This is a genomic window from Methylobacterium fujisawaense (assembly GCF_039619325.1).
GTDB classification, from domain to species: Bacteria; Pseudomonadota; Alphaproteobacteria; order Rhizobiales; family Beijerinckiaceae; genus Methylobacterium; species Methylobacterium fujisawaense.
Genome location: NZ_CP155000.1, coordinates 6,182,777 through 6,206,699 on the forward strand (window position 1 = coordinate 6,182,777; position 23,923 = coordinate 6,206,699).

The 23,923-nt window shown below is 70.0% G+C and carries 48 protein-coding genes and 1 tRNA gene; 9 read left to right on the forward strand and 40 right to left on the reverse strand.

All coding sequences use genetic code 11. The annotated features are described in order from the left end of the window. Positions 1–309: 309 nt before the first annotated feature. The 40 genes from ABC766_RS29395 to ABC766_RS29590 form a co-directional block, all read right to left on the reverse strand. Complete coding sequence (locus ABC766_RS29395; RefSeq protein WP_345820116.1) at positions 310–807, reverse strand: hypothetical protein; 498 nt, start codon at positions 805–807, stop codon at positions 310–312. Positions 808–815: 8 nt separating this feature from the next. Next, the gene (locus tag ABC766_RS29400) at positions 816–1,229 is read right to left on the reverse strand and encodes a hypothetical protein (protein ID WP_345820118.1); all 414 of its coding nucleotides are present in this window, start codon (positions 1,227–1,229) and stop codon (positions 816–818) included. 4 nt (positions 1,230–1,233) lie between these two features. Next, the gene (locus ABC766_RS29405) at positions 1,234–2,247 is read right to left on the reverse strand and encodes a hypothetical protein (RefSeq protein WP_345820119.1); all 1,014 of its coding nucleotides are present in this window, start codon (positions 2,245–2,247) and stop codon (positions 1,234–1,236) included. 60 nt (positions 2,248–2,307) lie between these two features. Continuing rightward, a complete protein-coding gene (locus tag ABC766_RS29410; RefSeq protein ID WP_345820120.1) occupies positions 2,308–2,619 on the reverse strand; it encodes a hypothetical protein in 312 nt (103 codons plus the stop codon). Next, complete coding sequence (locus tag ABC766_RS29415; protein WP_345820121.1) at positions 2,619–2,837, reverse strand: hypothetical protein; 219 nt, start codon at positions 2,835–2,837, stop codon at positions 2,619–2,621. The genes ABC766_RS29410 and ABC766_RS29415 overlap by 1 nt, the downstream gene beginning before the upstream one ends. Before the next feature lie 15 nt (positions 2,838–2,852). Continuing rightward, positions 2,853–4,940 carry a portal protein gene (locus ABC766_RS29420; RefSeq protein WP_345820122.1) on the reverse strand — a complete coding sequence of 696 codons (2,088 nt, stop codon included), beginning with the start codon at positions 4,938–4,940 and terminating at the stop codon, positions 2,853–2,855. Further along, entirely contained in the window at positions 4,931–6,235 is a 1,305-nt protein-coding gene (locus ABC766_RS29425; RefSeq protein ID WP_345820124.1) for a PBSX family phage terminase large subunit, read from the reverse strand. The genes ABC766_RS29420 and ABC766_RS29425 overlap by 10 nt, the downstream gene beginning before the upstream one ends. Next, positions 6,225–6,689, reverse strand: a complete 465-nt coding sequence (locus tag ABC766_RS29430; RefSeq protein ID WP_345820125.1) for a DUF2280 domain-containing protein — start codon at positions 6,687–6,689, stop codon at positions 6,225–6,227. The genes ABC766_RS29425 and ABC766_RS29430 overlap by 11 nt, the downstream gene beginning before the upstream one ends. A gap of 24 nt (positions 6,690–6,713) precedes the next feature. After that, complete coding sequence (locus tag ABC766_RS29435; protein WP_345820127.1) at positions 6,714–7,346, reverse strand: putative metallopeptidase; 633 nt, start codon at positions 7,344–7,346, stop codon at positions 6,714–6,716. After that, positions 7,346–7,621 (reverse strand): hypothetical protein, encoded by a 276-nt coding sequence (locus ABC766_RS29440; RefSeq protein ID WP_345820129.1) that lies wholly within the window; start codon positions 7,619–7,621, stop codon positions 7,346–7,348. Before ABC766_RS29440 ends, ABC766_RS29435 begins: the two co-directional genes overlap by 1 nt. Next, entirely contained in the window at positions 7,621–7,917 is a 297-nt protein-coding gene (locus ABC766_RS29445) for a hypothetical protein (protein ID WP_345820130.1), read from the reverse strand. Before ABC766_RS29445 ends, ABC766_RS29440 begins: the two co-directional genes overlap by 1 nt. Beyond that, positions 7,917–8,090, reverse strand: coding sequence for a hypothetical protein (locus tag ABC766_RS29450; protein WP_345820131.1), 174 nt, complete (start codon positions 8,088–8,090; stop codon positions 7,917–7,919). The genes ABC766_RS29445 and ABC766_RS29450 overlap by 1 nt, the downstream gene beginning before the upstream one ends. A 2-nt stretch (positions 8,091–8,092) precedes the next feature. Then, positions 8,093–8,275, reverse strand: coding sequence for a hypothetical protein (locus ABC766_RS29455; RefSeq protein WP_345820133.1), 183 nt, complete (start codon positions 8,273–8,275; stop codon positions 8,093–8,095). Continuing rightward, positions 8,269–8,502: a hypothetical protein gene (locus ABC766_RS29460; protein ID WP_345820134.1), complete on the reverse strand. Its 234-nt coding sequence runs from the start codon at positions 8,500–8,502 to the stop codon at positions 8,269–8,271. Before ABC766_RS29460 ends, ABC766_RS29455 begins: the two co-directional genes overlap by 7 nt. Next, on the reverse strand, positions 8,499–9,272 hold the full coding sequence (locus ABC766_RS29465; protein WP_345820135.1) for a recombinase family protein: 774 nt from the start codon (positions 9,270–9,272) through the stop codon (positions 8,499–8,501). Before ABC766_RS29465 ends, ABC766_RS29460 begins: the two co-directional genes overlap by 4 nt. Before the next feature lie 174 nt (positions 9,273–9,446). Further along, entirely contained in the window at positions 9,447–9,689 is a 243-nt protein-coding gene (locus tag ABC766_RS29470) for a hypothetical protein (RefSeq protein WP_116656274.1), read from the reverse strand. Positions 9,690–9,693: 4 nt separating this feature from the next. Beyond that, on the reverse strand, positions 9,694–9,837 hold the full coding sequence (locus tag ABC766_RS29475; protein WP_345820138.1) for a hypothetical protein: 144 nt from the start codon (positions 9,835–9,837) through the stop codon (positions 9,694–9,696). A 117-nt stretch (positions 9,838–9,954) separates the two neighbouring features. After that, positions 9,955–10,030, reverse strand: a tRNA-Asn gene (locus tag ABC766_RS29480). 85 nt (positions 10,031–10,115) lie between these two features. Next, a complete protein-coding gene (locus ABC766_RS29485) occupies positions 10,116–10,337 on the reverse strand; it encodes a hypothetical protein (RefSeq protein WP_345820140.1) in 222 nt (73 codons plus the stop codon). A gap of 50 nt (positions 10,338–10,387) precedes the next feature. Beyond that, positions 10,388–10,657: a hypothetical protein gene (locus ABC766_RS29490; RefSeq protein ID WP_345820142.1), complete on the reverse strand. Its 270-nt coding sequence runs from the start codon at positions 10,655–10,657 to the stop codon at positions 10,388–10,390. Then, positions 10,654–11,607: a hypothetical protein gene (locus ABC766_RS29495; RefSeq protein WP_345820143.1), complete on the reverse strand. Its 954-nt coding sequence runs from the start codon at positions 11,605–11,607 to the stop codon at positions 10,654–10,656. The genes ABC766_RS29490 and ABC766_RS29495 overlap by 4 nt, the downstream gene beginning before the upstream one ends. Before the next feature lie 95 nt (positions 11,608–11,702). Then, positions 11,703–12,134, reverse strand: a complete 432-nt coding sequence (locus ABC766_RS29500; RefSeq protein WP_345822853.1) for a hypothetical protein — start codon at positions 12,132–12,134, stop codon at positions 11,703–11,705. A gap of 22 nt (positions 12,135–12,156) precedes the next feature. Next, on the reverse strand, positions 12,157–12,456 hold the full coding sequence (locus tag ABC766_RS29505; protein WP_345820144.1) for a hypothetical protein: 300 nt from the start codon (positions 12,454–12,456) through the stop codon (positions 12,157–12,159). Continuing rightward, positions 12,453–12,989: a hypothetical protein gene (locus tag ABC766_RS29510; protein ID WP_345820146.1), complete on the reverse strand. Its 537-nt coding sequence runs from the start codon at positions 12,987–12,989 to the stop codon at positions 12,453–12,455. The genes ABC766_RS29505 and ABC766_RS29510 overlap by 4 nt, the downstream gene beginning before the upstream one ends. Positions 12,990–13,044: 55 nt before the next feature. Then, positions 13,045–14,052, reverse strand: a complete 1,008-nt coding sequence (locus ABC766_RS29515; RefSeq protein ID WP_345820147.1) for a helix-turn-helix domain-containing protein — start codon at positions 14,050–14,052, stop codon at positions 13,045–13,047. 5 nt (positions 14,053–14,057) lie between these two features. Next, complete coding sequence (locus ABC766_RS29520) at positions 14,058–14,675, reverse strand: class I SAM-dependent methyltransferase (RefSeq protein WP_345820148.1); 618 nt, start codon at positions 14,673–14,675, stop codon at positions 14,058–14,060. After that, the gene (locus ABC766_RS29525; RefSeq protein ID WP_345820149.1) at positions 14,672–14,872 is read right to left on the reverse strand and encodes a hypothetical protein; all 201 of its coding nucleotides are present in this window, start codon (positions 14,870–14,872) and stop codon (positions 14,672–14,674) included. Before ABC766_RS29525 ends, ABC766_RS29520 begins: the two co-directional genes overlap by 4 nt. Continuing rightward, a complete protein-coding gene (locus ABC766_RS29530; RefSeq protein ID WP_345820150.1) occupies positions 14,869–15,327 on the reverse strand; it encodes a RusA family crossover junction endodeoxyribonuclease in 459 nt (152 codons plus the stop codon). Before ABC766_RS29530 ends, ABC766_RS29525 begins: the two co-directional genes overlap by 4 nt. A gap of 15 nt (positions 15,328–15,342) precedes the next feature. Continuing rightward, entirely contained in the window at positions 15,343–15,852 is a 510-nt protein-coding gene (locus ABC766_RS29535; protein WP_345820152.1) for a hypothetical protein, read from the reverse strand. Between the two features lie 153 nt (positions 15,853–16,005). Continuing rightward, on the reverse strand, positions 16,006–16,314 hold the full coding sequence (locus tag ABC766_RS29540) for a hypothetical protein (RefSeq protein ID WP_345820153.1): 309 nt from the start codon (positions 16,312–16,314) through the stop codon (positions 16,006–16,008). 24 nt (positions 16,315–16,338) lie between these two features. Beyond that, on the reverse strand, positions 16,339–16,638 hold the full coding sequence (locus tag ABC766_RS29545) for a hypothetical protein (RefSeq protein ID WP_345820154.1): 300 nt from the start codon (positions 16,636–16,638) through the stop codon (positions 16,339–16,341). A 42-nt stretch (positions 16,639–16,680) separates the two neighbouring features. Beyond that, a complete protein-coding gene (locus ABC766_RS29550) occupies positions 16,681–16,977 on the reverse strand; it encodes a hypothetical protein (RefSeq protein WP_345820155.1) in 297 nt (98 codons plus the stop codon). Positions 16,978–16,979: 2 nt separating this feature from the next. Next, positions 16,980–17,246 carry a DUF7681 family protein gene (locus ABC766_RS29555; RefSeq protein ID WP_345820156.1) on the reverse strand — a complete coding sequence of 89 codons (267 nt, stop codon included), beginning with the start codon at positions 17,244–17,246 and terminating at the stop codon, positions 16,980–16,982. A 32-nt stretch (positions 17,247–17,278) separates the two neighbouring features. Next, positions 17,279–17,968 (reverse strand): DUF2829 domain-containing protein, encoded by a 690-nt coding sequence (locus ABC766_RS29560; RefSeq protein WP_345820157.1) that lies wholly within the window; start codon positions 17,966–17,968, stop codon positions 17,279–17,281. 54 nt (positions 17,969–18,022) lie between these two features. Next, positions 18,023–18,451 carry a hypothetical protein gene (locus ABC766_RS29565; RefSeq protein WP_345820158.1) on the reverse strand — a complete coding sequence of 143 codons (429 nt, stop codon included), beginning with the start codon at positions 18,449–18,451 and terminating at the stop codon, positions 18,023–18,025. A gap of 3 nt (positions 18,452–18,454) precedes the next feature. Then, positions 18,455–18,931 (reverse strand): hypothetical protein, encoded by a 477-nt coding sequence (locus ABC766_RS29570; protein ID WP_345820159.1) that lies wholly within the window; start codon positions 18,929–18,931, stop codon positions 18,455–18,457. Between the two features lie 365 nt (positions 18,932–19,296). Then, positions 19,297–19,671: a hypothetical protein gene (locus ABC766_RS29575; protein ID WP_345820160.1), complete on the reverse strand. Its 375-nt coding sequence runs from the start codon at positions 19,669–19,671 to the stop codon at positions 19,297–19,299. A gap of 89 nt (positions 19,672–19,760) precedes the next feature. Next, positions 19,761–19,922, reverse strand: coding sequence for a hypothetical protein (locus ABC766_RS29580; RefSeq protein WP_345820161.1), 162 nt, complete (start codon positions 19,920–19,922; stop codon positions 19,761–19,763). After that, complete coding sequence (locus ABC766_RS29585; protein WP_345820162.1) at positions 19,922–20,197, reverse strand: hypothetical protein; 276 nt, start codon at positions 20,195–20,197, stop codon at positions 19,922–19,924. The genes ABC766_RS29580 and ABC766_RS29585 overlap by 1 nt, the downstream gene beginning before the upstream one ends. Further along, entirely contained in the window at positions 20,197–20,412 is a 216-nt protein-coding gene (locus tag ABC766_RS29590) for a helix-turn-helix transcriptional regulator (RefSeq protein ID WP_345820163.1), read from the reverse strand. Before ABC766_RS29590 ends, ABC766_RS29585 begins: the two co-directional genes overlap by 1 nt. Before the next feature lie 98 nt (positions 20,413–20,510). Between ABC766_RS29590 and ABC766_RS29595 the strand changes: the two genes are divergently transcribed. The 9 genes from ABC766_RS29595 to ABC766_RS29635 all read left to right on the forward strand — a co-directional run bounded on the left by ABC766_RS29595 (position 20,511) and on the right by ABC766_RS29635 (position 23,915). Further along, positions 20,511–21,212: a helix-turn-helix domain-containing protein gene (locus tag ABC766_RS29595; RefSeq protein ID WP_345820164.1), complete on the forward strand. Its 702-nt coding sequence runs from the start codon at positions 20,511–20,513 to the stop codon at positions 21,210–21,212. Positions 21,213–21,324: 112 nt separating this feature from the next. Next, positions 21,325–21,555, forward strand: coding sequence for a hypothetical protein (locus ABC766_RS29600; RefSeq protein WP_345820165.1), 231 nt, complete (start codon positions 21,325–21,327; stop codon positions 21,553–21,555). A gap of 97 nt (positions 21,556–21,652) precedes the next feature. Next, a complete protein-coding gene (locus ABC766_RS29605) occupies positions 21,653–21,865 on the forward strand; it encodes a hypothetical protein (protein WP_345820166.1) in 213 nt (70 codons plus the stop codon). 93 nt (positions 21,866–21,958) lie between these two features. Next, the gene (locus tag ABC766_RS29610) at positions 21,959–22,333 is read left to right on the forward strand and encodes a helix-turn-helix domain-containing protein (protein WP_345820167.1); all 375 of its coding nucleotides are present in this window, start codon (positions 21,959–21,961) and stop codon (positions 22,331–22,333) included. A 2-nt stretch (positions 22,334–22,335) separates the two neighbouring features. After that, on the forward strand, positions 22,336–22,554 hold the full coding sequence (locus ABC766_RS29615) for a hypothetical protein (protein ID WP_345820168.1): 219 nt from the start codon (positions 22,336–22,338) through the stop codon (positions 22,552–22,554). Continuing rightward, complete coding sequence (locus ABC766_RS29620) at positions 22,551–22,856, forward strand: hypothetical protein (RefSeq protein ID WP_345820169.1); 306 nt, start codon at positions 22,551–22,553, stop codon at positions 22,854–22,856. The genes ABC766_RS29615 and ABC766_RS29620 overlap by 4 nt, the downstream gene beginning before the upstream one ends. Before the next feature lie 113 nt (positions 22,857–22,969). Next, positions 22,970–23,281: a helix-turn-helix transcriptional regulator gene (locus tag ABC766_RS29625; RefSeq protein ID WP_345820170.1), complete on the forward strand. Its 312-nt coding sequence runs from the start codon at positions 22,970–22,972 to the stop codon at positions 23,279–23,281. Next, complete coding sequence (locus tag ABC766_RS29630; RefSeq protein ID WP_345820171.1) at positions 23,278–23,646, forward strand: hypothetical protein; 369 nt, start codon at positions 23,278–23,280, stop codon at positions 23,644–23,646. The genes ABC766_RS29625 and ABC766_RS29630 overlap by 4 nt, the downstream gene beginning before the upstream one ends. Positions 23,647–23,651: 5 nt before the next feature. After that, positions 23,652–23,915: a hypothetical protein gene (locus tag ABC766_RS29635; protein ID WP_345820172.1), complete on the forward strand. Its 264-nt coding sequence runs from the start codon at positions 23,652–23,654 to the stop codon at positions 23,913–23,915. The last annotated feature ends 8 nt before the right edge of the window (positions 23,916–23,923 follow it).

Here is a 23,923-nt window from a genome sequence, read left to right on the forward strand (position 1 = left end):
TCCGTGGGGGAGGGGTGCGTGCGGGCCGTGTCGTCGCCGCGCGGACGGAAGCCGGGCCCCAGGTGACCGTTGGGGACGGTGATCGGACGGGCGCCGTGCGTGGCGCGGACGGAGGCTGTGACGCGGCCGGGCGAGCCCTGTGACGGGGGCCAATCGGACGACCGGACACGCGAAAGCGCCCCGCTGGGAACAGCAGGGTGCGGCGCGTGGGCCGGACGGAAACTGGAGGAAAGCGGGACGGGGCCTCAGGCCCGCACGTCACGCGATCATGGCGATATCCGGTGTTTCGCCCGTCAGGTCAAGCGGATCCTACTGCGTCGGCTCGCGACCGACGATCATCACTGGCGCGCTCGCGGCTGGCGAACCGAACGGGTTCACCAAGAGGCCGATGAGCGTGCCGGACAGCGTCGTGGTGGTCGACTGCCAGCACTTGCCGGTCGCGCCCGTCGCGGAGCGGGCGGTGACGTTGCAGACCAGAGGCAGCGTGCCGGTGTTGACCGGGATCGGCAGCACCACCGGCGCGGCCGAGGTAAACGGGCGCGCCCAGGTCACTGACCACGTTCCGTCGGTGGCGCTGGTGATCACATTGGCCGCCTGGACCGATGTCGGCCGCGAGGCGTCCTTCGGCACGTAGCAGCCCGCGGTACCAGTCGAGCCCAGCAGCGTGTCGGCGGTCGGGACCGCGGCACAGGGCGCCGGCACCTGCGCCGTCGTGGCATAGGCCGAGAGATCTGGCGGGCTGGCGCCAGGGCCCGCCGCAAGGGCCGGCGGGGACGCGAGCAGCAGAGCCAGCAGGATCGTGCGCACAACCAGCCTCAGTAGCTCATCACGGCGACGGAGCCGCCCGAGGATGCGCAGGCGGCGTAGATGGCCGCCGTGGTGCGCCCCGCCGCGTCGAAGGTGAACGAGCCGCCCGGGGCGATCGGGTAGCCCGTGCCGTAGGCGGCGGCGCCCGGCATGATCTCGCACGCCATGGAGCCAGTGTTGGTCACGGTACGCCGGCTGACCGGGTCGGCGGCTGACACCAGCACACCCGACGTGCCGATCCCCGCGACCCGAGCAACGCTGAACGCGCCGGTCGCGGGCGGGTTGGCCGCAAGCGGGTTCCCGCCGACGCCGAGCGGCGCACCGGTGCCATCGACGAGCTGGCTGGTCTCCATTGGAGGCGCTGCGCGGGCTGCCCCCGTCAGGAAGGCCGACAGCGCGACGACGAGGCAGGCGCGCCGCATCGGATCAGGCCTCCGCGCCCATCAGGCGGGCGAGCTTGTCCGGGTTCTTGGTGGCGAAGGCCTCGAAGTCCTTCTCGCTCATCGCGGCCAGCATCTCGAAGGTGACCTCGCCGGCCGGCGCGCCACCAGCGGCCGACAGCGACTTGCCCGGGCCGGCCTGGCCGGCGGCGACCCGCTCGACCTTCTGGGCCGGGGTCTCGGCCGGGACAGCGGCCGGTGCCGGCTCCGCGGCCTTCGGGGCGAACCCGCGGGCCTTGGCGATCTGGAAGATGCGCTCGGCGGGCGAGACGCCGGCCTTCCGGGCTTCGAGGGCGATCTGGAACTCGTCCTGCTGGAGCGCCTGCTGGATCTGCGCCTCCGGCACGCCCAGCGCCGCATACTCAGCCGTCCGGCTCTGCATGACGTGGCGGAACGCGTCGGCGAAGGTCGGCTCGGCCGAGGCGAAGCGGTTGAGGTCGGACTGGTAGTCCCGGATGACCTCGCCGACCTCGCGCTCCTGGCGCTGGCGGGTGGTCTCCTGCGTGAAGCCGTTCTTCAGCTCCTCGATCTGCTTCTCGAGGTGCTTCGCGTAGCCGAAGATGTCCTCGTCCGGGCTGGGCGGCGCGAGCGGAGTCTCGGGCTGGGCGGCGGCCGCGGGCCGGGCCTGCATCGCCTCGTTCAGCAGCTTCAGGCGCTCATCGCCGCGCGCATACTTCTCGCGGAGGTCGTTCAGCTCCTTCTCGACAGCCTTCCGGCGCTCGCGCTCCTGGTGGAATGCGCCGTGGCGGACGAACTTGCCCTTGTTCTCGTCCGGGCTGCCGGCGTCGGCCTCGGGGTCCACGACCTCGCCGGGAGCGGCTTCGGGGGCAGCGGCAGCCGGCGCAGCATCACCACCGGCCGGGGCGCCATCAGCAGCGGGAGCCGCCGTCGAAGCAGAGGGGATCTCCTCGCCGCGCTCGTAGGCGTCGAAGGCGGCCTGCTCCTCGGGGGTGAAGCCCTCGGCGTTGTCGCTGGTGGAGGCGAGGTCGTTGTCGTCCATGATGTCCTCGTGACGTGAAGGGTACGGAAGCCGACGTGCGCCGTCGGCGGGCGGAAGAGGTCAGCGGACGGGGATCACCTCGCCCGGACGGAGCGGGCGGCCGTCGGCCATGCGCTCGCCCAGCGCGGTGTGGGCGCGGTCGCGGAAGTCATCGTGGGTCCGGCCCATCAGCGCCGCGTCCACCATCGCGGCGACGCGCTGCGGCGAGCCCTCAACCAGCAGCATCGGCACGCCGACCTTGAGCCACACCTGAGAGGCGGGCGGATCGGCCATGCCGTTCTCGACCATGCCGACGTTGTCCGGGGCGACGTAGACCGCCTCGCCGGGCGTCTCGGGATCGCCGGAGTAGATCCGGAGCTGGACAAGCCGCATCAGGCCGCGGACCGCTCAACGGACGGCGGCACGGGCATAAGGCGCTGACGCAGCCATCCCAGAACCTCGTCCAGAGACCCGGCGATCAGCGCCTCCGGCATCCGCCGACTGAAGTCGCAGATGTCGCCAGTGCTGTAGACGATGAAGCCGCCGTTCGAGGCGGGCACGATGGTGTGTTCGCCGCGGATGACCCCGGCGGCGTTCCTGTCGACTGCCATGCTGTGTCCTGCTGGTTAGAAGCCGACCCGGGTCGGGTACTGATCGGGCCCGGCGGCGGGCGGCGGGGGCAGCATCGCGAAGGGCGCCCGATCCACGGGGAGCGGCGTCGGGGCCGGCGCGGCGTGCCGGTGCTGCTCGGGTGAGGGGGCCGCGCCCTGCGACGCCTGCTGGGTGCCGTGCGCGATCTCCAAGGTGCGCCCGACCGTGTCGACCTTGTCGTACGTGCTGAGCGAGCGCTGATGCTCGGCCTGGGCGCGCTTCAGGTCGGCGCCGGCTGCCTTCTCCTCGATCGCCGTGAGCGCCTGCTGCACGGCCATCTGCTTCTGCTGCTGTGCCTGCGGGTCGTTCTGCTGGCTGGCGAGCAGCTCGCGCATCTTGGCGACGAAGCTGTCCGGGAACGGCGAGTAGGGCAGCACCTCCAGGAGCACCTGCGGGGTGATCATGTCGCGGATGATCGGCAGCACCGACACGAAGGTCTGCCACACCACCTGCTGCTGGTTCGGCGAGGAGGGGGCCTCGTCGATGATCACGTCGAAGTCGCCCGCGGTCTGGTCGCGCAGGAGCGGGATGACCTTCTGGCCAGCCGGGCCGGTGATCCGCACGAGGCGGCCGTCCGAGAGGTAGCGCTGGATGAAGTAGAGCCGCACCCGGCCGATGTGCTTCCGGGCCCGCCGCAGCGCGTTGAACGCGGTGGCGAGGATGTTCATCGCCGCCTGCTTGCGGTGGTACTCCAGGATGCCGGCCTGATCGTTCTGCTGCTGGCCGAGCAACTCCAGGTTAACGCCCGAGGAGTCGCGGATGGAGCCGATTGCGAACTCCATCATCTGCCAGTGACCCGAGGGCAGGACCGGCAGGGGCTTCTCCTTGATCGCGCCGGAGCGCAGCGCGCCCGGGTTCACCCAGGTCGTGGCGCCGGGTTTGGCCGCGGACGCCTCGAACTGCCGGATGTCCTTCACGGCCGAGGTCTCGGCGAAGTGGCCGCCCTTGGACTGCCGGTTGAGCATGTCCATGGTCTGGCTCAGCCACTTGTTGGCGAAGCGCTGCGGGTCGCGCATCGGGCGCACGATCCCGAACCACGAGCCCTTGTTCTGGTCCCGGTCACCCGTGAGGAAGGCGTACGAGAAGCGGTCACCGGCCGGGGCCGGGCCCTCCTCCAGCACGGTCGCACCGAGGAACGCGCGCCGGTAGACGCGCTTCATCTGGTGGAACACCCGCACGGGCGGCATGCCCATCGCGGCGGCGCGCTGCACCAGCACCTTCGCCTGGGCCGGGTCCATGTCCATCGGCTCGCCGGTCTGCGGGTCGATGACGACCGCGACCTTCTTCCGCTCCCACCACTGCACCTCGACGATGGTGACGCGGTCCGTGCCGGCGTCGGCCGCCTCGCGGCGGTCCATGCGGTGCTCGCCGGGCTGGAGTTGGTGGTGCGGCTCGCCACCGTCGCGATCCTCCGCCCAGGCCGCATCGAGGTCGGACGGGTCGGCATCCGGGAACAGGCCCTCGGCCTCGGCCCGGTCCATCGTCTTCGCCCGGAACACCCGGCGCGCGTCGGACAGCCCGCGCTTGGTCGCGGTGTGGTCCCAGAACATCTCCTGCGGGTTGACCCGGTCCTCGACGTAGGCGCCGTCGGGGTTGATCTCGTAGTCGAGACGCATCTCGATCACGCCGACGCCGCAGATCACGGCATCCACGAAGGCGTCGCTCTCCTCGTCCTCCGCGTCGGCCTCGTCGGCGAGGTAGCGGGAGGCCTCGGTGAGCACCTCGTTCAGCGCGGAATCGCCGACCTCGCGCGGCAGGTACTGGATGTCCTGGCGGGTCGAGACCTCGGAGCCCGCCACCGCCTTGATCACCGGCAGGACCCGGTTGAACGTGATCGGCGGCCGGCCCTGCTCCTTTAGCACGGCAAGGTCGCGCTCGTCCCATTGGTGACTGGCCACGAAGTCGAAGTCGACCTTCGCCTCCTTCCGCCACTCCGACGACGCGTCGCGGTCCGCGCGGAACCACGCCCGCAGCTTGCGCATCAGCGCCTCACGGTCGAGGCCCGCCTGCTCCTCGGGCGACACGGCCTCGTCGGCCGGCGCGTCGGTGTCCGTCACGCCCATCCGGTACCTTCGTGAGTTTCAGAGCGCTCGCGGCGGCGGCGCCGGTCGTAGCGGTCGTTCGGGGTGTTCACCGGCGGATCGTCCGGGCGGGGCTCGGCGATGGCGACGGCGAAGTAGCGGAAGGCGTCGGCCGCGTGGCTCGCCCAATCGTGGAGCGGGTTCTTCGAGAAGGCCTGCGTCTTCTCGTCGACGTCGTAGCGGTAGTTCCGCAGCGCCTGGATGCCGTCGGCGCAGCGCTCCTCATCGAAGAAGCACCGCGCGAACACCTGGCGGGCCGCGTCGATGCCGGATGCCACGGAGAGCTTGGGCGTGATCCGGACCTGATGCCCGGCCGCCCACATCTGCTGCTCAATCGTCCGCTCGGAGGCGAGGAGCTCGTTCTGCGCGTCGTGCGGGAGCCAGTGCTCGCCGTAGACGTAGCCCAGCTCGGTCGCCTTGCCGTCCAGCTCGTCGAGGTAGTGCCGGAAGAAGTGCCCGCGGCTCTCGTAAAAATCGATCAGCCGGAACTCGAGGCCGACCTGCTGGGCGAACCACACGCTCGTCTTGTCGGCCCGGCCCAGGTCCCAGAACGTGTGGACCGGCTTCGTGGGGTCGTAGGGCACCTTTCGGAACCGGCCCTCGCGCGAGGCCGCGAGGATCTCGTGGGTGTAGATCGCCCCGTCGAGGACCTGCTTGCAGTGGCCGCCCCAGACCGTCTCGTAGGCGACCGGGTCGCGGGCCTTCAGGTCCAACGCCTCCTGCCGGAGCACGTCGGGGAACCAGGGATTGTCCTCCCAGCCGATCTTCACCACGCGCGCGCCGGTCGGCGGATGCACCACGAACCGCTGGTAGGTCTCGTCCCCCTCCAGCTCCGTGTTGAAGCTGATCCAGATCTCCGAGCCTTCCTTGCGGATGGTCGGGATCAGCACGTCCCAGGACGTCTTCGAGACGGTGCGGGCCTCCTCGACCCAGCACACGTCCACGCCCTCGGTCGACTTCACCGAGGCGACGTTGTGCCGGAGCCCCTTGAAGATGAACTCGGTCCCGTTGGTCCCGAGGATCCGCTTCTCCTGCGTGTCGTAGAGGTGCGACAGCCCGAGGAGGTCGATCTGCTGCGCCAGGAGCGCGTGCGCCGATTCCGCGATGCTGTTCTGGAACTCGCGGGCACAGAGCACCCGGAGCTTGCGTTGGGCGCCGAGGATCACGAGTGCCCGGCCGAACCCCCAGGATTTCGCCCCGCCGCGGCCGCCGTAGGCGATCTTGTAGCGGGCCGGCTCGAACAGGAAGTCGAGCTTCTCCGGGAACTCAACCCGCATCGACGGGCGCCGCCCGGACGAACGCGACGGTGATCCCGCCATCAACCAGCGGCGCGCCGTCCTTCCCGGTCAGCTCGTTCTCCCGCTTGTTGGTGAAAACGCCCCCGACCTCCTTCGCGGCCTGGGCGAGCAACTGGGCCGCCAGCGCGATGTTGCCCTGCGTCTCGGCGCGCTCGGCGAGGCGTTGCAGCGCGCGGAGCCGCGTCACCCGGTGCGAGATGCCGATCGCCGCCGCGTTCTCCAGGAACTGCTCCCGGGTGACGCGGAACAGCTCTCGATACTGCTCGCTCAGGCCCTGGCCCGCCCGGCGCTCCGGATTGTAGGCCTCGACCTGCTGCGGCGAGACCGTCTCGGCGAACTCGGCCTTGACCGCCTTCACCACCACGGAGGGCGGGTCGAAGCACGCAAGCTGCTGGACGATGAAGGTTTTCACCTCGTCGGAGAGCGTCGACACAGTCGCGAATCCGTCAATTCAGGATCAAACCCGGCGCCCGCAGGTGCCGCAGGCGCCGACGATGTCCGCCTCGCACACGATCGGGGGCCGGTTGGCCGCCTCGACCAGCGCCGCGGTCTGGCCTGCCGCCGCACCGACGCCGTAGCGGGCGACGACGCCGACGAACTCCTCGACGTCGTGGCCGCGCATCGTGAAGATCGGACGCCCCGTCTGCTTCGAGAACCGAGGGGCGCCATAGGCGTCCTTCGCCTGCGCGCAGTGGTAGAGCTCGTGCTCGACGAGGGAGCAGAACGTGGCGTCGTCGGCCTGGTCCGCGAAGCCGGCGTCGAGCGTGATCATGAAATCCGGGACGAGGCCGAACCAGGCCTCGACCTGCTGGAAGAACCGGGCCCGGGCCCACTTCCCGCCCTGGATTGAGGGGATCTCGGCCTGGCCGACGACACCGTTCCCGCCGCGCGCGTTCGGCACGGACGTCCACATGAAGCCGATCGTCGCCTCGCGGAGGTGCGCGTGCTCCTCGTTCAGCAGCACCGCGTCCTCGCTGATGAAGGCGGCGCGGGCCCAGGCCTCCAGCTCGGGCGCAGGCTCGAAAGGCAGCGCCGTGAGAGCGCCTTCCTGGCCGAGCAGCCGCTCCGGCGGACGAGGGCGCGCCAGCATCAGAGCGCTCGCACGAACGGCAGCATCTCATCCGGTACGCACCAGACGCCATCGGCGTCGGGCTCCAAGTCGACCACCTCAAGGCCGTCGAAGCGCCAGGGCTTCGGGGTTTCGGCGGGCCGCATGGTGCGGAAGTCGAAGGTGTCAGATGTCTGCGAGGTGGTCTGGCCGAACAGCGTGCTCGCGAGGTTGTCCTCACGCAGGCGCTTGAGCCGCTCGCTCATCTCGGCCTGAGAGCGGAGCAGCTCCTCGGTCGTGAACGCGGTCTTCGCCATCAGGCCCCCGTCATCCCCTCGACCGCCACGCAGCGCGCCGACAGCGTGCGTCCGCGCGGGGCCTCGCCGAACTGCTCAATGGTGGAGGCGTGCCCCTCGCAGGCGAACCGGCCGATCCAGCGCCGGCCGGAGACCGGCAGCAGGCGGCAGTCCGATCCTCGGCAGGCACGGACCTCGATGCGGTAGCCGACCGTCGAGGCCTGCGCGGGCCGGTCGAACACCCACACCCAGCCCCAGCCGAGCGCCAGGACCAGGAGGATGCCGGCGGCGTGCTGGAGGCCCGCGACGCCGCGCATCAGTGCTTCGCCCGGGACGGCATGTCGCCGAACAATAGGGTTAGGCGCTCAGCCATCACCAGCACGTCGGCGGGGATGGCCGGGCGGACCATGCCCAAGGCGGCCGGCCGGCGCGAGCGGAAGGCCGCCGCGGCGATGCCGGCGAGCAGGATGGCAGCGCAGAGGCGGGGCATCGTCATCGTCCCTGGTGGACGCCGAAGCACGCGAGCGCCTCGTCGTAGGACAGCTTCGCGATCGGACCGGTCGGGGCGCCGAGGTCAGGACCGGCGGACAGCTCGCGCTCACCGCGGTGGACGGTCGGCGCGGGGGCCGCCGGGTGCGAGCGGCGCAGCCAGCGGAGGACGAGGCGCTTCAGCATGGCCGCGCGTTCCTCATCGCCATGGAGCGGCGGACCTCGAACTCGCCGGCCTTCGCCTCGTCGTACGGGGAATCGTCCGGGAGAGGCGTGGCCACCGGCTTCCCGATGATGCCCTGCCGTCGAAGATGGTCGCCGTAGGCCTGGGCCGCCGGGTCGCGCTGAAGGCGCTGCGCATGGCGAAGCGCCCGCTCGGCGTCGGCCGCGGTGAAGTCGGGGCGTGCGGTCAAGAGATGATCGCCTCGTGGGCGCCCGGCTGGAGCACATGCTGCTCGGCGCCGGTCCAGGTGAAGAGGTATTCGACAGCCCCGCGATATTTCGGGTTGTCGAGGAGGTAGCCGACCGTGTCGTGCCGCCAGCGGCGACCGGTCGGGGATGGGATGCCGTCGCGGTTCAGCCCTTCGGCAATGGCCTGGAGGGTCGCCCGCGGGCGCTTGCCGCGACCCCGCTCCCGGAAGATCCGCCGGACGATCGCCGCCTGTTCCGGCACCACCACCAGGCCACCAGCCCGGTCGGTGGCGTATCCGTAGGGGACTCGACCACCGGCAAAGCCACCGCGGCCGGCCTTGGCCAGCTTGCCGCCTGCCGTGCGGTCCCGGATCGTGAACCGCTCCGATTCCGCCATGCCGGCGAGGATCGCGAACACGGTGCGCCCCATCGGCGTCGCCGTGTCGATCGGCTCGGTGACGGACCGGATGCCGACCTCGTGCGTCTCGGCAAGATCGGCGACTGTGGTCACGGCGTACCGGATCTCGCGGGCGAGCCGGTCGAAGCGGTAGACCAGCAGCACCGAGAACTTCCCGTCGGCCGCGAGTTGCAGGACCTCGCCGAAGCCGGCCCGGTCGGCAGGCCGGGTCGCCCCGGACACGCCCGCGTCGGTGATGACCGCGACGAGCTCGTAGGCTTGGCTCTCAGCAAAGGCGCGGAGGGCTCGCTCCTGCGTCTCAAGCCCGAAACCGTGAGCGGCCTGCTCGTCTGTGGAGACTCGGAGGTAGGCCACCGCCCGGGTGGCCAGAACCGCCTTCGCGGCCTCTTGGGTTTTTATTCTGCCCCGGGCGCGAGCGGTTCGCCGCGACCCTGAAATCGCGGGTAAGTCACTCATTTTGTTGCGCTATTTACGCTGGCAGGACGGTTCTTGCGGAAATGTCTTGGTAATTCCGCATCGGCCTACAAATCAGGCCGCCCGGCGCCGCCTCGCGACGGTGAACGGCTTGCCCTTCGTGCTCTGGCCGGAGGCGCCAAACGTGCGCTTCTCGACGGTGCCGATGAGGGGGCGGAGCTGGCGGATCAGGGACCGGATGCGCCGGCAGTGATGGTCGCGGGCTTCGAGGTCGACGTCCTGGCGCCCGGTCGCGCGCAGGCGGCAGAGCGCAAGGCTCTCCTCCTCGATCGCGGTGACGATGGCGTGTGCGCTCATGGGCCTACCGCCAACTGCCGGTGACGCAGGCCACCGCGTAGCCCTGCCGGATCGCGATCTGCCCGTCCGGGCACTCGGAAGTCTTCCCTGCGATCCAGCACAGCCCGAAGATGACCGCCATCAGCGGCCAGACCATCCAGGGCTTCATCGTGCCCCCGAGGGCGCGGTCGGCAGGATCATGGGAGCCACGATAGTACGGAACCGCGCCCGCGTCTGCCGGAGCAACGCCTAAGCTGTTGAGCGGGTTCGAAGAGATGGGGTGCGATGGCTGGGACGGCAGGGCTCGAACCTGCGACCCTCGCCTTAACAGGGCGGTGCTCTACCGGCTGAGCTACATTCCAACGCCGGACACAAGAATGCCCGGCACCTTGCGGCCCGGGCATGTGTCTCGCGACGTTGGCGTTTTGCCGGGTTTCACCCGACGGGTCAAGCGCGCGGGAAGCGCTGAACGATCTCGACCCCGGTTCCCTTGATCATCTCCATCACCTGATCAACGCTCTCTCGGCACGGCACTGACTGCGACTTACCTTTATCGTCAGTGGCAGTCGTGAGTATTCGCGCGCCAGACGTACCAGCCATCACCCGGATAATGTGATCGGTATTCAACCAGACATGCCCGTTTCCACGGTCAACCTTGATAAAGCCCACAACGCACCTCCGTTCCGACACGCCCATGCTGGCGCATCGGGCTGCCGGTGTCACGCGGCTACGGGGAACGGGTAAGGTGCCGCAGCAGCGAACGCATGCGCGAAGTGCCACATCACGTCCGTGCGGCGGGGGCTGGGCTCCCTGATCCGGAAAGCGCTCCGTGCCCCCATGAGGCACGACCGACCCCCAACCGTGCAGCGCGCCTCAAGGGTGAAGGGGCGATCCGCCTCCCGGTACCGTTCGCCGAGCGGCACGAGCTCGACACGAGCGGCGCCGAGCCGCCGCCTGAAGATCGCCCGCTCCTCGTCGGTGAGCATCATGCCGGCTCGGCCTCCGCCTCCTTCGCCGCCTCGGCCCGAGCCTTCAGCGCCGCCACCCGAGCCGGCACCGTGTCGGCATCGGCCGAGTAGATATCCCGAGGGGTCGGCAGCCGCGCCCCCTCCGCAGTGTGCAGGCCGTCGGTCACCGATTCCAGCAGCCACCGAAAGCGGTCGCCGACCCGGCCGACGCCGCGATCACCACCACCGACGGTGCACGAAGCGTAGGACTTGAGGGTATGCCCCTCAACCAGGATCGCCTTGAGGAACCGGACGCCGATCCACCCGACGATGCCCGCGAGCTTCTCGTCGAGCTTGCCCACGGCGCGGAGCCGGAACACCTCGCGCAGCATCCCCATTTCGCGGGGCGCCAGCTCCTCCTCCTCGCGACCGTCGATCGTCACGCCCAGACGCTCCAGGCGCACCAGTCGGCGATCCGCGCTGTCACCGTTGTCCGTCCATGCCTCCTGCAGCAGGCGCCCGACCGCGAACTCCTGATCGCTGATCCGGTTGGCCGAGTGCTCCACGGTCAGCACGTCGAGCTGTTTGTTGACCTGGACCTCGACGAAGCCGCCGAGCCTCGTCGGATCGGTGACGATGCGGCGGCCGAGCTGGACCGCAGCGTCGCGCTCGGTGTGCGGATTGAGCCGCAGACGCTTGCGCTTCTGGTTCGCGCGATACCGCTCTTGCGGCGACTGGAGCTTCAGGCGCTCGCGCCTCTCGGCTTCCCGCGCCTGGATGCGCCCGATGACGACCAAGCAGCAATCCTTCGCCTGCTTGTCCTCGGCGGCTTCCTTCGCAGAGAGCCGTGCCTTCAGCTCGGCGTTGTCGGCGCGCTTCTCGGCAAGATCCGCTTGCTGTGCCCGAAGCACGGCGAGGCGGTCGACGGCGCCCGGCGGGTGGAAAGCCGGCGAGCCGGCGAGGGTGATGGCCTTGGTCCTGGACGCTGCCACGGTGGTGCCCCTTGCGGCGGTCGACCTTCCGTCGATCCGTGACACCTGATCTGCGTCCCGTTTTTGGACACACGCAAGCGTGATCTATGCCTGCGTCATTCCGATCGGCCGGTATCGCGTGCGTTCCAAGCATCGGCGAGCCGCTCGCAGGCCCTCTTCCAGCGCCGGTCGAAGGTCCGCCGCCAGATGCCGAACTCGCGGCAATGATCCGAGATCGTGCCGCCGGGCACCTCCTTCAGCAGACGGAGCCGGCGGTGGCGCTTGATCCGCCGCCGCGCCTTCGCCCGGGCCCAGGTCAGCAGGGCGATGCGCTCCTCGCTGTCGCGGCCCAGGACCTCCGACGAGAAGTTCACCCAGTCGAAGGTGCCGGGCGCTGCGTCCGGGTTGAGCAACGTGCCGATGCCAGCCCGCGCCGAGAAGATCGGGGTGTCGGGCAGGGCCTGGAATGCCGCGACGAGCCAGCGCGACACATCCTTGCAGTCGACGGCCGGCGGATCCGGGCCTTCGATCCTCAGCGGGTTCGCCATCAGCACCGGGTACGCGCTCTCCTCACGCGGCCGAGCGGCCGAAGAGGTCGGGCGCCGGCGGATCAACACGGGCGGGCTCGGCCGGCATCGGGGGCACCGCCACCCGCGCCTCTACGATCGCGAGGCACTCTCGGTCGGCGCACGACCACATTCCGTCACTGCGATTCCGAAAGACGCCGAAGCCGAACGAGGCGCCGAACACCCAGCAGGATGCGCAGGAGCGCTCGACCGGGCGCTTGGCCGCCTGCTCCGCGGCCTCCTCGGCTGCCTGCTGCGCCGCCTTGCGGCGCTGCAGCTCGGCCTTCCAGAGATCGGGTCTCACGACGCGTCTCCCGTCAGGCCATGACGCCGGTCGAAGTGGGCGATCAGCCGGCCGATGTCCGGCCCGTGGCCGGTCGCGCGGAGCCGAGCGAGGTCCTCGTCCAGCTTCGCCCTCTGCGCGCAGGCGATCTCGGCCGGCGTCTCGGCGCGGTGTCGAGCGGGCTCGGCCTGCCGCATCCGCTGGAGATGCGCCTCGGCCGCTTTCGCGACCTCTGCGCGCTGCTCTGCCGTCGGCACATCGTAGATCTCCGCGTCGAGCACCCGCCGGATGTGAAGGAGCTGCGTCCGGAGCGGGATCAGGCCCTCGCGCGCCTCCGCGGCGAACTCGGCCGGCGAGGGGCGGAAGCGCTTCGACCAGGGCAGGCGCGTATCGCCCGAGCGGAAGCGCTCGGCCGCCGTGTGAACCGCCGCCAGCGGGAGCCCTTTCACCGCAGAGATGTACTCCGCGATGAGCTTGTCGTTCTCCTCGTCATCGCGACCGCGCCCCTGCTCGAATCCGAGCAGCACCCGCGTCACGATCGCATCGACAGCCACACGATCCGGCGAGATTGCCTCGCGTCCACGCGCCTCCTCCCGCCATGGAGCCAGCTCAGCCACCAGCCGCTCGGAGACGTCGCAGAGCGCTCGACGCTCGGCTGTCGTGACCGCCCTGTCCCGCCGCACGCAGTATCGCGTCGGATGGACGGGATGGCCCTCCAGACAGCCATGCAACGCCTCGATCCTGGCCACGGCTTGGCTCGGCAGCGGGGCTGTTAGCGTCGACGGAAGGCGGCTCGACATCGAAAGCTCCCTGCTGGGACTGTTGGTGAAGGCGGATCAGGCGGCCGGCGAGGCCGGTCGGGCGGTCAGCGGGGCGGCCAAGGGCCGGGAGGCGGTCCTGATCCTCGCGGCGCTTCCGCAGGCGGATCTCGACCCAGCTCGAGAAGTCAGCGAGCTCGCGGCCGTCGGCGTCCTCGATCACGCTGAGCACGAAGACCGCCTCGTCCCGGGCGATCGACAGCCAGTGGCCCATGAGCTTGCGGGCGAGATCGACCGGCCTGGAGGTGTTCGAGCAGATCAGCGCCACGCCGCGCTCGACGGCGGCGAAGCGGTCGGCCTTGCCCTTCGCGATCAGGTCGGCGTTCGAGCCTGCTGGCTCGCCACCACCGTCCAGCGCTCGCGCACCGCGGGCAGCATCACTGACCTGGCGGTTCCCTTGGTGGTTCAGTGACGGTTCAAACGTAGTGAGCCCGGCACCTCGTGCCGCTTGCTTGGAACGACGTGCCGGTTGATCGGAACGACGTGCCGATTGCTCGCCATCAGCCGGTATCTCGTGCCGGTTGAGTGGTTCGCCCATGCTCAAGACCAAGATATCCGAGGCCCGGGTGCCGTCCTTGCGGCGACGCTCCCTCCGCTCGACCAGGCCGGCGTCGACCAGAGCGGCGATGGCGTTGCGTACGGCCCGGACCGAGAACTCGGTGTCCTCGGCAAGCTGCTCCTGCGAGGGCCACGCTTGGCCGTTCGCGTCCGCGTAGTCAGCGATTGCCACCAGGACCGACTTGAGGGTCCCGCTGCCTGTCCGGGCCCGCTTGGCCCATGCGTGTGCCTGTACCGACATGGCCGCTACTCCGCCGCCATCGGCATCGGACCGGGCGCGTGGTCGGCCTCGGTGAAGTCTTCCCAGGACATGCGGCTGAGCTGCGTCGGACCGCGGTGGGAGAGGTCCCAGACGAACCAAGCGAAGGCCATGTTCGAGGACGCCTTCGGGCCCTCCCAGCCGTCGCGGTGCATCATCGGCAGTCGCTTGCGGAAGCAATGCACCCGGGCCAGCGTGCCGGTGTCGAGGATGGAGCCGCGGGAGATGCTCTCGTAGAACGAGAACCGCAGCAGCATCATCACGCGCGGACAGAGCCGCACCGCGTGCTCCACGAAGGCGCGGGCGTCCTTGTAGGGCGGATTCGTGACGATGCAGTCGATGCCCTCGGGCGCAGCGTCGAACTTCAGGAAGTCGCGGCCGGAGACCTGCCCCTTCCAGCCATAGTCGACGAGGTCCGTGGCCAGGACCTCACGACCGGCCGCGCACAGCTCCCGGACGATGGCGCCGGGCCCGCAGGCCGGCTCCCAGATCCGCTGCGGCATCCACTCGATCGCCATCAGCGCCCGCACGGCCACGGCCGGCGTCTCGTAGAGGTCGTTTCCGCGCTCCGAGAGCGCGTGCGCCTTGTTCTCGCGGTGGCTCACGCTGCAGCCCTCCGCCGGAAGGCCGGGACCATCCGCGCAAGCACCAGCATCACGCCGCGATCCAGGCGCGGCGCCAGCTCCGTCCCGTCCGGATGGAAGGAGCGCTCGCAGAGGCGCATGGATTCGGCCGCGTCGAGCGCGCCGGCATAGGTACCGCGGAAGAGCTCGCGGCCCGAGAAGATGAGCACCCATGTCATGCCGCCGCCCTCACGGCTTGCGGCTCCAGCGCCGTGACCTGGATCACCAGCTCGGGCGTCTCGCCGTAGAACTTGCGGACCAGGCCATCGACCACGGACGCGTCGTCGGCCCAGACGACGTGGTTCAGCGCGTCGATGACCTTGGCGATGTTGTCCCAGTCGGGCTTGGTCGTGGGCCGCAGGCGACGCTCGATCGCGTCCAGCCGCTTCCGCTTCGACCAGCTCGCCGGGATCGGCATGGTGGCGAAAATCCGGACCTCCAGCGGTCCGGTGAGGAGCGCGCGCCCACGCATCACAGTGCCCGCAGCAAGGCGCAGGGCGCTCTCGTAAGCTTCGGTCTTCTGGTCGGGGTGGGAGTGGATGCGTGCCACTCCTCCCCGATGGACGAGCTGCGCGCGGTGCCGACCCTTCCCACGAGGGGCGCCGGGCAGGCGGATGATGACGGTCTCGGACACCGCGCGCCTCCAGGCTCAAGCGTCCGCGGGTTCGCGCGAGCGGCGCGACCGGGTCTCGCGCGTCGGCGGCTCCGGCAGAGGTGAGCGATCGACACCCTTCTCGTCGCCCTCGTCGCCCTCGTCGCCGTCCTCGGCTTCATCCCCCTCGCCGTCGTCGATCGGGAGGTCGGGCTGATCCTTGTCCGCGACCGCATCGGCACGCTGGCCGAAGAAGACGCTCGGCTCGGCCAGGACGAGGACCGCGGGCTTGGCGCCGTGCTCGGCCAGCTTCGTGATGTCGTCGACCGAGCCGGACGCGCCGACCTCGAGCTTGAGGCCGTCCTTCACAGTCCACTTGCCGGTCGAGACCACCAAGTGGTCGAAGCCCTGGTGCGCCACGACCTTGATGGCCTCCCGCACCGTCTTAGCCGCCACCTCGTCAGCGCGCCCAATCATGGTTCGCTGCTCGTGCTCGGACATCTTGGTCCAGCACGGCATCTGCCGGCAGATGTTGTCGAGGATCCGGTCGCGGATATCACCGCGCAAGGTCTCGATGCCGAGCTCAACAGCGGCTTCAGCTTGCGCAACAGCGTCTATTGTGGCTTCCATTGCTCTCTCCATGGATGGGCACGACGCCCATTCTTTTCAGACCGCCCGGCACCCGCTCCCACAGCAGGCCGGGCGGTTCTCGTTTCGGGGTCAGGCGGCCTGCGGCTCGGCCGACGCGGGGGCGGCATCGGCGGCGGGCGCCGGCAGCGCGGCGGTGAGCTGATCGTGGAGCGCCGGCACGGTCGACAGGTCGCCGAGCTGCGACGTGAGGCCGGTCTCGCCAGCCACTGTCTCGGCGTGCTCCTGGAGGGCGGCGACGCTCTTCTCCAGGCCCTCGGTCACCTGCATCTGCGTCGTGCGATCACCCTGCAGCTCGGCGATTTGGGCCTGCTGGGTGATGACGGCGCCGACGAGTTCCTTGAGGAGGCTGACGACGTTCGGGGGCAACTGCTCGGCCATGGAAGGTCTCCTGAGGGTGAGGGGCTACGCGGACGCCGCTGGCGCCTTGGCGGCGGGCGCGACGGCACGGGCGGGGGCGGGACGAGCGGATTCGAGGGCCGCGAGGCGGCGATGCAGGTCGGCCGACGCATCCGTCGCGGGGGCAGCGGCCTCGAGCTTTGCGAGGCGTTCCTCGATCGCGGTGAGCCGCGAAGCGAGATCGTCCAGAGCACCCTCGCCGCCGGCGGCCGGCGACGAACCGGACAGCGCGCCGAACGCCTCGATCACCCGCTCCACATCGGGAGAGGGTCGGCCGAACTTGGCGCGGAGGAATTCGGCGATCACGTCTTGCGGTGCGGACACGGGACGGCTCCAGGCGGGCGAAGGTCAGGGGTGAGGGCGCTTGCCCGGCAGGCGTGGGTCGCGGCCGCCGAAGCGCGGCACCGTCGGCTCCTCGACGACGGGCGAGCGGTCGCCGAGCGGCGCGTGGAATTGCTGCTGCGCGGCGGGCGCCGGCGTGACCGACGCAAGGCCCATCGACAGCACCTCCGCGCGACCGAGCGTGAGCAGGAGGCACTTCCGGAGGAGCCCGTTCACGGGCGTCTGCGGCACGTGCAGCTCGATGCTCTGACGCAGGGTCGAGAGGTGCTCCGGGAGGGTAGTGACGAAGGCGCCGTCGGACATCGTCAGGCCGCCGGCGTCTGGCTGTCCTCCGGGAGCGCGACGCGCCCCGGCTGGAACACCGCCCGGTTCAGCCACATGAAGGACTGCTGGAGGTTCGTGATCGCCAGCGCCGCCATGCGAGCGTCCATCCCGGGCATGTCGCGGATGGCTTCGGCCTGGCGGATGCAACGCTCCTCCAGTTCCTTGTTCACGTTGCTGAGGGCCACGTTCTCGGCCGACTGCGGGCGGTAGCCGGCGACGGGCAGGCCCTGGTGCTTCCGGTCCGACATCGTCGGCTCCTTCTGTGCGGCGGGGAGGGAGGTCAGGCGGCGTCGGCCGGAACGACCATCCAGTCCTCGGCGAGCATGTCCGTCTGGGAGGCGAGCCAGCCCATTAGGATCTCGCCGGTGGCGGTCTTCATGTTGATGCAGGGCAGGACGGTCGCGGAGCCGCCGTTGAGGCAAGCGAACTCGCTGCACGGCTTCGACCAGAAGCTCTCGGCGGCAATCTCGCGGCCCGCCAGCGGTCCGGACAGCGCGAGCCACATGCCCTTGCCGTTCCAGCCTTCGCGGGCGATCCGGTCGCCGTCCTTGAGCTGCTCCAGCGCTTGGCCGAACGTCAGCCCGCGGCCTCCGCCCTCGTAGGACTTGCGGTGCTCGACTGGGACGATCTCCGAGTAGCCAGCCTCGAATACCGCCCGCGGCGAGTAGGACAGGTAGCCGTGCGGCTGCTCGTCGGTGGGCTCGTATCGGACGAGGTAATCGCCCTCGGCCACGTCGCCCGGATTGCGCAGAAAGCGCGGAGGCACCGGCACGACGATGTAGCCGCGCGCCGGATGGTCGACACCGACCTTGCCGGAGCCGTCCTCCTCGAACTCGGCTGCCGCGATCAGGTAGCCCTCGACGCGCTTGTGGCTGACGTGCGTCGGCTCGAAGGCGCCGAGGCCGGCCGAGACCACCTCCTGATCCTCCGGCACCGTGTCACCGTCGGCGCCATTGCCCCGCATACCCATGTTCGACTCCTGAAGGTGGCCGAGCGGCGCCGATCGCCGCCCGGAGGTGGCGGGTCAGCCGATCACGCGCTCGATCTGGTCGAGAGCGGCGGACAGGCGGCCGAGGGCAGGATCGGCAGACACGGCGCGTGACGTGACGCGATCCACCGACACCTGCATGGCGGCGAAAGCGGAGCCGGGGCTGGTCTCCTTCGAGATATCGCCACGCCCCTCGGCTGGGCCGCGTGATGGGTACGGACCGGTAAGCGTCGTCGCGATGGTCTCGGCACGCTCCGCCAGCGCGAACAGCGACTTCACGCGCTGGCCAACGGCCTCATCAGCCACGTTGGCGGCGTCGATCACCGTCGCGATCGAAGGGTTCCGACCGCCGATTGCCTGCGAGGTGTTGGTGGCGGCGTTCAAGGACTGGCCGCTCGCGGCCATCTTCTCGGCCATCCGAGCGGAATCCTTGTAGCCGTCAGCCACATCGTTGCCCCAGTTCATCGTTCACTCCTCCTCGTTCGCGGCCCGCCACAGCGGCAGGTCCGTCAGGTCCGCCAGAGCCGGCAGGCCCTGGTCAGGCGGTCCAGCAGCCACAGCAGCCAGTGCCGGGGCGGGCGACCGTCCTGGACGGCTCGCAGCTGCTCCTTCAGGCGGGCGGCCTGCCGCGCGAAGAACAGCCGCGCTCGCAACCACCGCAGGGTGAGCAGACCCGACGGCGGCGGCGGTGACCTCGACGTCATGGGCGAGCCTCCTGAGTTGCCGCTCGCATTCGGCGGCGTGGGCGGCCTCGATCCGGGCGAGGATGTGCGAGGCGATTTCCTTGGGGGGCCGGTACCGGAGCGCCCACAGCTTCCCGAAGGGGATGGCGGCGCGCGTCGCGATCCGGCGCATGGCGTTGGCCGTGTCGCCTGGGCCGCGCGTCTCGAAGCGCAGCAGCTCGTCGAAGGCGCTCCGCGCCCGCATCACGTCAGCGTCCGGCATTTGAGCTTTCCGCAAAAACCTTTTGCACATCCACAAATCCACCCGTGGTTACTTGCGACCACGGACGGAGGGAGCTGACATGCAGAGGGAGTTCTTGAGGGTACGCACGACACACAGCGCGAACGGCGGGGCTGGGGAGCTGATGCCGCGCGCGCAGGAGAAAGGACGACCCGGCCGAGGGTCCAAGTTTGCGATGGTCTCGGCCGGGTCGCTCGCCGGCGGGAGGCGTGAGCCTGCGACCGCTGCGATGGGAGGAAGCTGTGCACAGCCGCGCAACAGCCAGTAGAGACGCCGATACCGTGCAACGGTTACTGTTCTCGCAACCGAGGGCAATGGAACCGGCGATGTGCACAGGCACCGACATTTCAGGCCGCCCTCCGGAAGAGGCGGCCGACCGCGCGAGCTACGCGGTCCAGCAGACCAGCATCGTTCGCCGCGGGCCGAGGCTGCTCCGGCTGGCGAACGACAACCGCAAGCGGGAGCAGCAGGACGTCGCCGCCGGCGGCCCGGTGCGCGAGGTAGGCCTGCAGGTCCGCGTCCGCCGCCTGGCGGTCCAGCTCCTGCGCCGCCTCGTGCATCCCGAGCGCCAGCAGCGCGATGTCCGCGCTCCGGCCCGACGCCGCTTCCTCGGGACGGCGGCGCTGGATCTGCTCGACCTCAAGAAATAGCCCCGAGGCGCCGAAGCGGAGGATCCGCGCGAGCTGCATCAGGCGGTCGGCAGCGGTGAGGGCTTGCGGCATGGCAGTCGTCCGGAGGGAGACCGCCACCGAGGCCGCAGCCTCGACGCTGGCGACGGCAGGGTCACGCGGCGAAAGGCGAGGGGCGGCGCTCACTGGAGCGCTCCGCAGACGATCAGCCCGGCGCCGACAGCGAGGCCGACGTGGCTCGCGCGGCGGATCAGGGCTTCACCAGCACCACCCGAGATGAGGGCGCGCCCGAGGGTGCAGCTCGCGACGATCCATGTGCCGAGGAGGAAGGATGCGAGTCCCATCAGCTCCGGCCCTCCACGTCGGGGAGCAGCCGCGCGTCCTCGGTCGCCTCATCAGCGGAGCACATGATCCCGCTGACGGCCGAGCCATCCTCGCGGGTGGCCCGGAACCGCACGGCGAAGGGCTCACCCCAGCCGCAGGGCCGGCCGAGCACGGGCGCACGCTCGACGGCGATGTTGTGGAAGCCGAGGTCCTTGAGCGTGGCGCGCGCGGCGATCGCGTCGGCCTCGCAGCCGGCCAGAGCGAGCGTCGCGGCGAGGAGGAGGGCGCGGCGCATCACGCGGCGGCTCCCTCGACGGGGGCAGGTCCGGCGATCAGCTCGGCCGCGGTGACCTTGCCACCGGTGCCGGCGACGATCTTCCGGATGGTGGCGCCGCGCGGATCGCGCTCACCGCGGAGGATGCGCGTGATCGTGGATGGCGGAACGCCGATCTCGCCCGCGAAGGTCGCTGGCTTGATGTTGCGCTCCGAGAGGTAGGCGGCGAGGTCCATGCCTCATGAATTTGCCAAATGGCGAAAAATGTCAACGGGGGATTTGCCGATTGGCTCTGGAGAGCGCGCTAGAGCCAACGCAGCTTCGCCGAATGGCTATGCCGGAACTGAAAGCGCGCCGGAAAGCGCGCAAGCTGTCGCTTGAGAAGCTCGCTGCTGCGGTGGGCCTATCGACGTCGCAGGTGCAACGGTTTGAGACCGGCGAGCGCGAGCCGCGGAAGATCGACCTTGAGAACCTGGCGCGAGTGCTCGAATGCTCGGTCTCTGACCTGATCGAAGCCGAGCCGGCGCCTGCCTCACCCGTCTACGAGAAGCTGCTGCCGATCCCAGTGGCAGGCCGGACCGCCGCCGGCATATTCCGCGAGGTCGTCGAGTTCGACGACGCGGAGCCGGAATACGTGTTCGAGCCCGAGGACGAGGATTTCCCCAAAGCGCGGCGGTTCGCTCTCACCGTTGAGGGCGACAGCATGAATGCTGCCGATCCGCCGATTCCCGACGGTGCCCGAGCTATCTGCGTCGACTTCGAGCAGACCGGTCAGCCACTCCTTGATGGCATGATCGTCGTCCTGCAGCGCACCCGTGAGGGTGGGCACCTCCGCGAATGGTCGGTCAAGGAAGTCGAGTTGCACGAGGACGAGGTCTGGTTCTGTCCCCGCTCAACCAACAAGAAGCACAAGCCAATCAGGGTGCCGAACAACCCGTCAGCGGTGGAATGGAATTCAATGGAGGTGATCGGCCTTGTGCGCGACGTCTCCATGCGCGTGCGCCCGGGCCTGCGCCGCAGGGCGGATAGGCCTTAGCCGAGCGGCATTTCCCCCGCTATCCACAGACCGAACCGCAGGTTGAGGCCGCCCTCGACTCCATCCCCGGCCAGGAACAAAGTGCGAACATCTGAGAAGGAGGAGCCTGCGGATGTTCGCTGAGGTGTCGACGATCCGGGCGCGGTTCACGATGCGCCTGCGCTGTCACAACTGCCATCACATGACCAAGCGGACGATCGAGTCTCCCGACCTGGAAGACGCCCCCTGCACCGTCGACGAGCTGCTGGAGAGCGCATGGCTTCAGCGGCAGAACTTCGGCTGCTCGGAGTGCGAGAACAACATCGCCACGCTGGTGAGCCTGCGACAAGAGCCGGTCGACTGAAGCCTGCGCGCCATTTTCGCCAAATGGCAAAAAACGCTTGACGGCGCTTTTGCCATTTGGCTAATTTGCTCCATCGCCCCTAGCGACGGAGCCCCAGATGCTCACCGCCTACACCCAAATCATCGAAGACAGCGCGAACCAGCTCTTTGCTGTTCGTGATGCCGGTTCGACCGAACTCGCCCACGCCTTCCGAGCCATTCCGGTGAAGCGCGTCCGCGGCGCCTACGAGCCGAAGAAGGGCGCCCGCGAGGGCATGATCCGCCGCCTGGGCTGCCGGGTCGTCGCCACGCTCACTGCACAGGCCGCGTGATGGGCGCCGTCGTCATCCTCGGCCTGGTCATCCCGGCGCTGATCGTCGGGACCTTCGCACTCGGCGGCAACGCTCTCGGATGGGGGCGCTGACATGGCCGGCCAGCCCGCCACCGACGTCGACGTCCGCATCGGCGAGCGCATCTGCGCCGCCCGGATCCGGGCGCGTCTCACCCAGCGCACCGTTGCCGCCGCAATCAGCGTCTCGGCCGCCCAACTCCAGAAGTACGAGAAGGGCACGAACCGCATCAGCGCCATCGCGCTGAGCATCATCGCCAAGCTCACCGGGGCACCGATCGCGTCCTTCTTCGATGCGCCGGAGACGCCCACACCGCTGACGGCTCCGCAGACCGTCGACAGGGCCCGCGAGCAGCTTCTGCGAGCTGCCGACCTCTACGTCGAGGCGCGGCTGGTGGCCGGTGATGTTGTCGGCCCGCGCTCGCTCGCCCTCGTTCCCGAGGCCGCGTGATCATGGCGCGCCTCGACCTCCCTGCCGGCTACCGGATCACCGACTCCTCCGTCGGCTACGCCGCGCACAGCCCCTACGGTCTCCTCGGCGACGACTTCGACTGCTGGGCCGCGGCCTGTTTCGCCGCCCAGGACCACGCCGATTCCCTCGCGCTGGAGGCTGCCGACGAGCTGGCCGCCATCGAGGATTTCGAAGCCGATCAGTTCCGCGAGGCAGCATGAACGCGCCGCACCCGATCCGGGCCCTGCACGGGCATCTAGCGGTCGTCGAGACCATCGAGACCAATCGCGATGACCGGTTCTACGCGATGGGCCAGCTCTCCGCGGGCATGTCCGGCCTTGAGCAGGCCGCCTTCGCGATCGAGGCCGCGGCTTGGTACGTGGACCACGCCCTCGAGCGCGGCGCCGGCCAGCGCATGGACCTCGACAAGCTGGAACGCATCAGCTCGTCGCTCAACGACGTGGCGTTGAAGATCGAGATGGCGGCCGCCCGGCTCTCGACGAAGCTGGCGGGTGCGCGATGAGGCCCGCCCGCACCTCCGACGCAGCGTTCCTGCGCCCGGGCCACCGGCCGCCGTCCCGACCGCGCTTCGCCGCCATCGGCCCTCGTCCGCGCGGCGTGCCGAGCGCAACGGAGATGTCCGAGCGCCAGATGGTCGCCGGCATCATCCGCGAGGCCCGCCTGCGGGCCGGAGTACCGCAGGCGGAGATCGCCCGCCTGCTCGGCGCCTCCCAGACCGCTCTCAGCGCCTGGGAGCGTGGCGACGAGCCTGTGCCATTCGCCCGCCGCGCCCAGCTCGCCGGCCTCTACGGGTTCGATCTCAGCCTCATCGCTGGCCTCGACGCGGAGAGCGTCGCGCTGACCGACGACGAGCGCTCCCTCCTCACCGCCTTCCGCCACATGCCCGCGGCCGACCGCCGGGCCCTCCTGGAGCTTGCCCGCCCGTGAGCATCGTCAGCTATCTCGACCTCGCCCTCGCGCTGCCGGCGGCCCTGGCCCTCGCCGCTCCCGAGCCGCGCCCGACCGCGCCGGCGCCCGAGGATATGCACCTCACGCCCGCTGAGGCGACCGAGCTGCTCCCGCGCGCCTGCATGGTCCACGTCATGGTCGGCGAGATCCGCGCCCGCTGGGAGCGCCGCGATCTCATCGCGGCGCTCCGCGCTGGCCGGGATCGGCGCCTCACGCTCGCCGCCCGCTCCGCCGGGTTCGGCCTGTCCTTCACGCGGGACAGTGGAGAATCCGTCCTCGTCCAGACCGACGACGCGAAGGTCCGCGGCTGGCTGGAGTGCCAGGCCAAGCGGGCAGGGGAGTGACGGCGATGGCGCTGCAGCTCGAACCCTACTGGCTCGTCCACGGTGCCGGGCCGACGAACTACGCGCACCCGACCAAGGCTAGCGCCATCCGCGAGGCCGAGCGCCTCGCCCGCGAGAACCCGGGGCAGGCCTTCGTCGTGCTGGAGGCCGTCGAGGCCATCCGCCTCGTCGAGTTCGAGCGCCTCACCTTCGGCGAGCCGTCCGAGGTCTTGCCCGGACCCGTGCCGGGCAGCCGCGCCCGTCGCTTCCCCGACGACATCCCCTTCTGAGGAGCGCC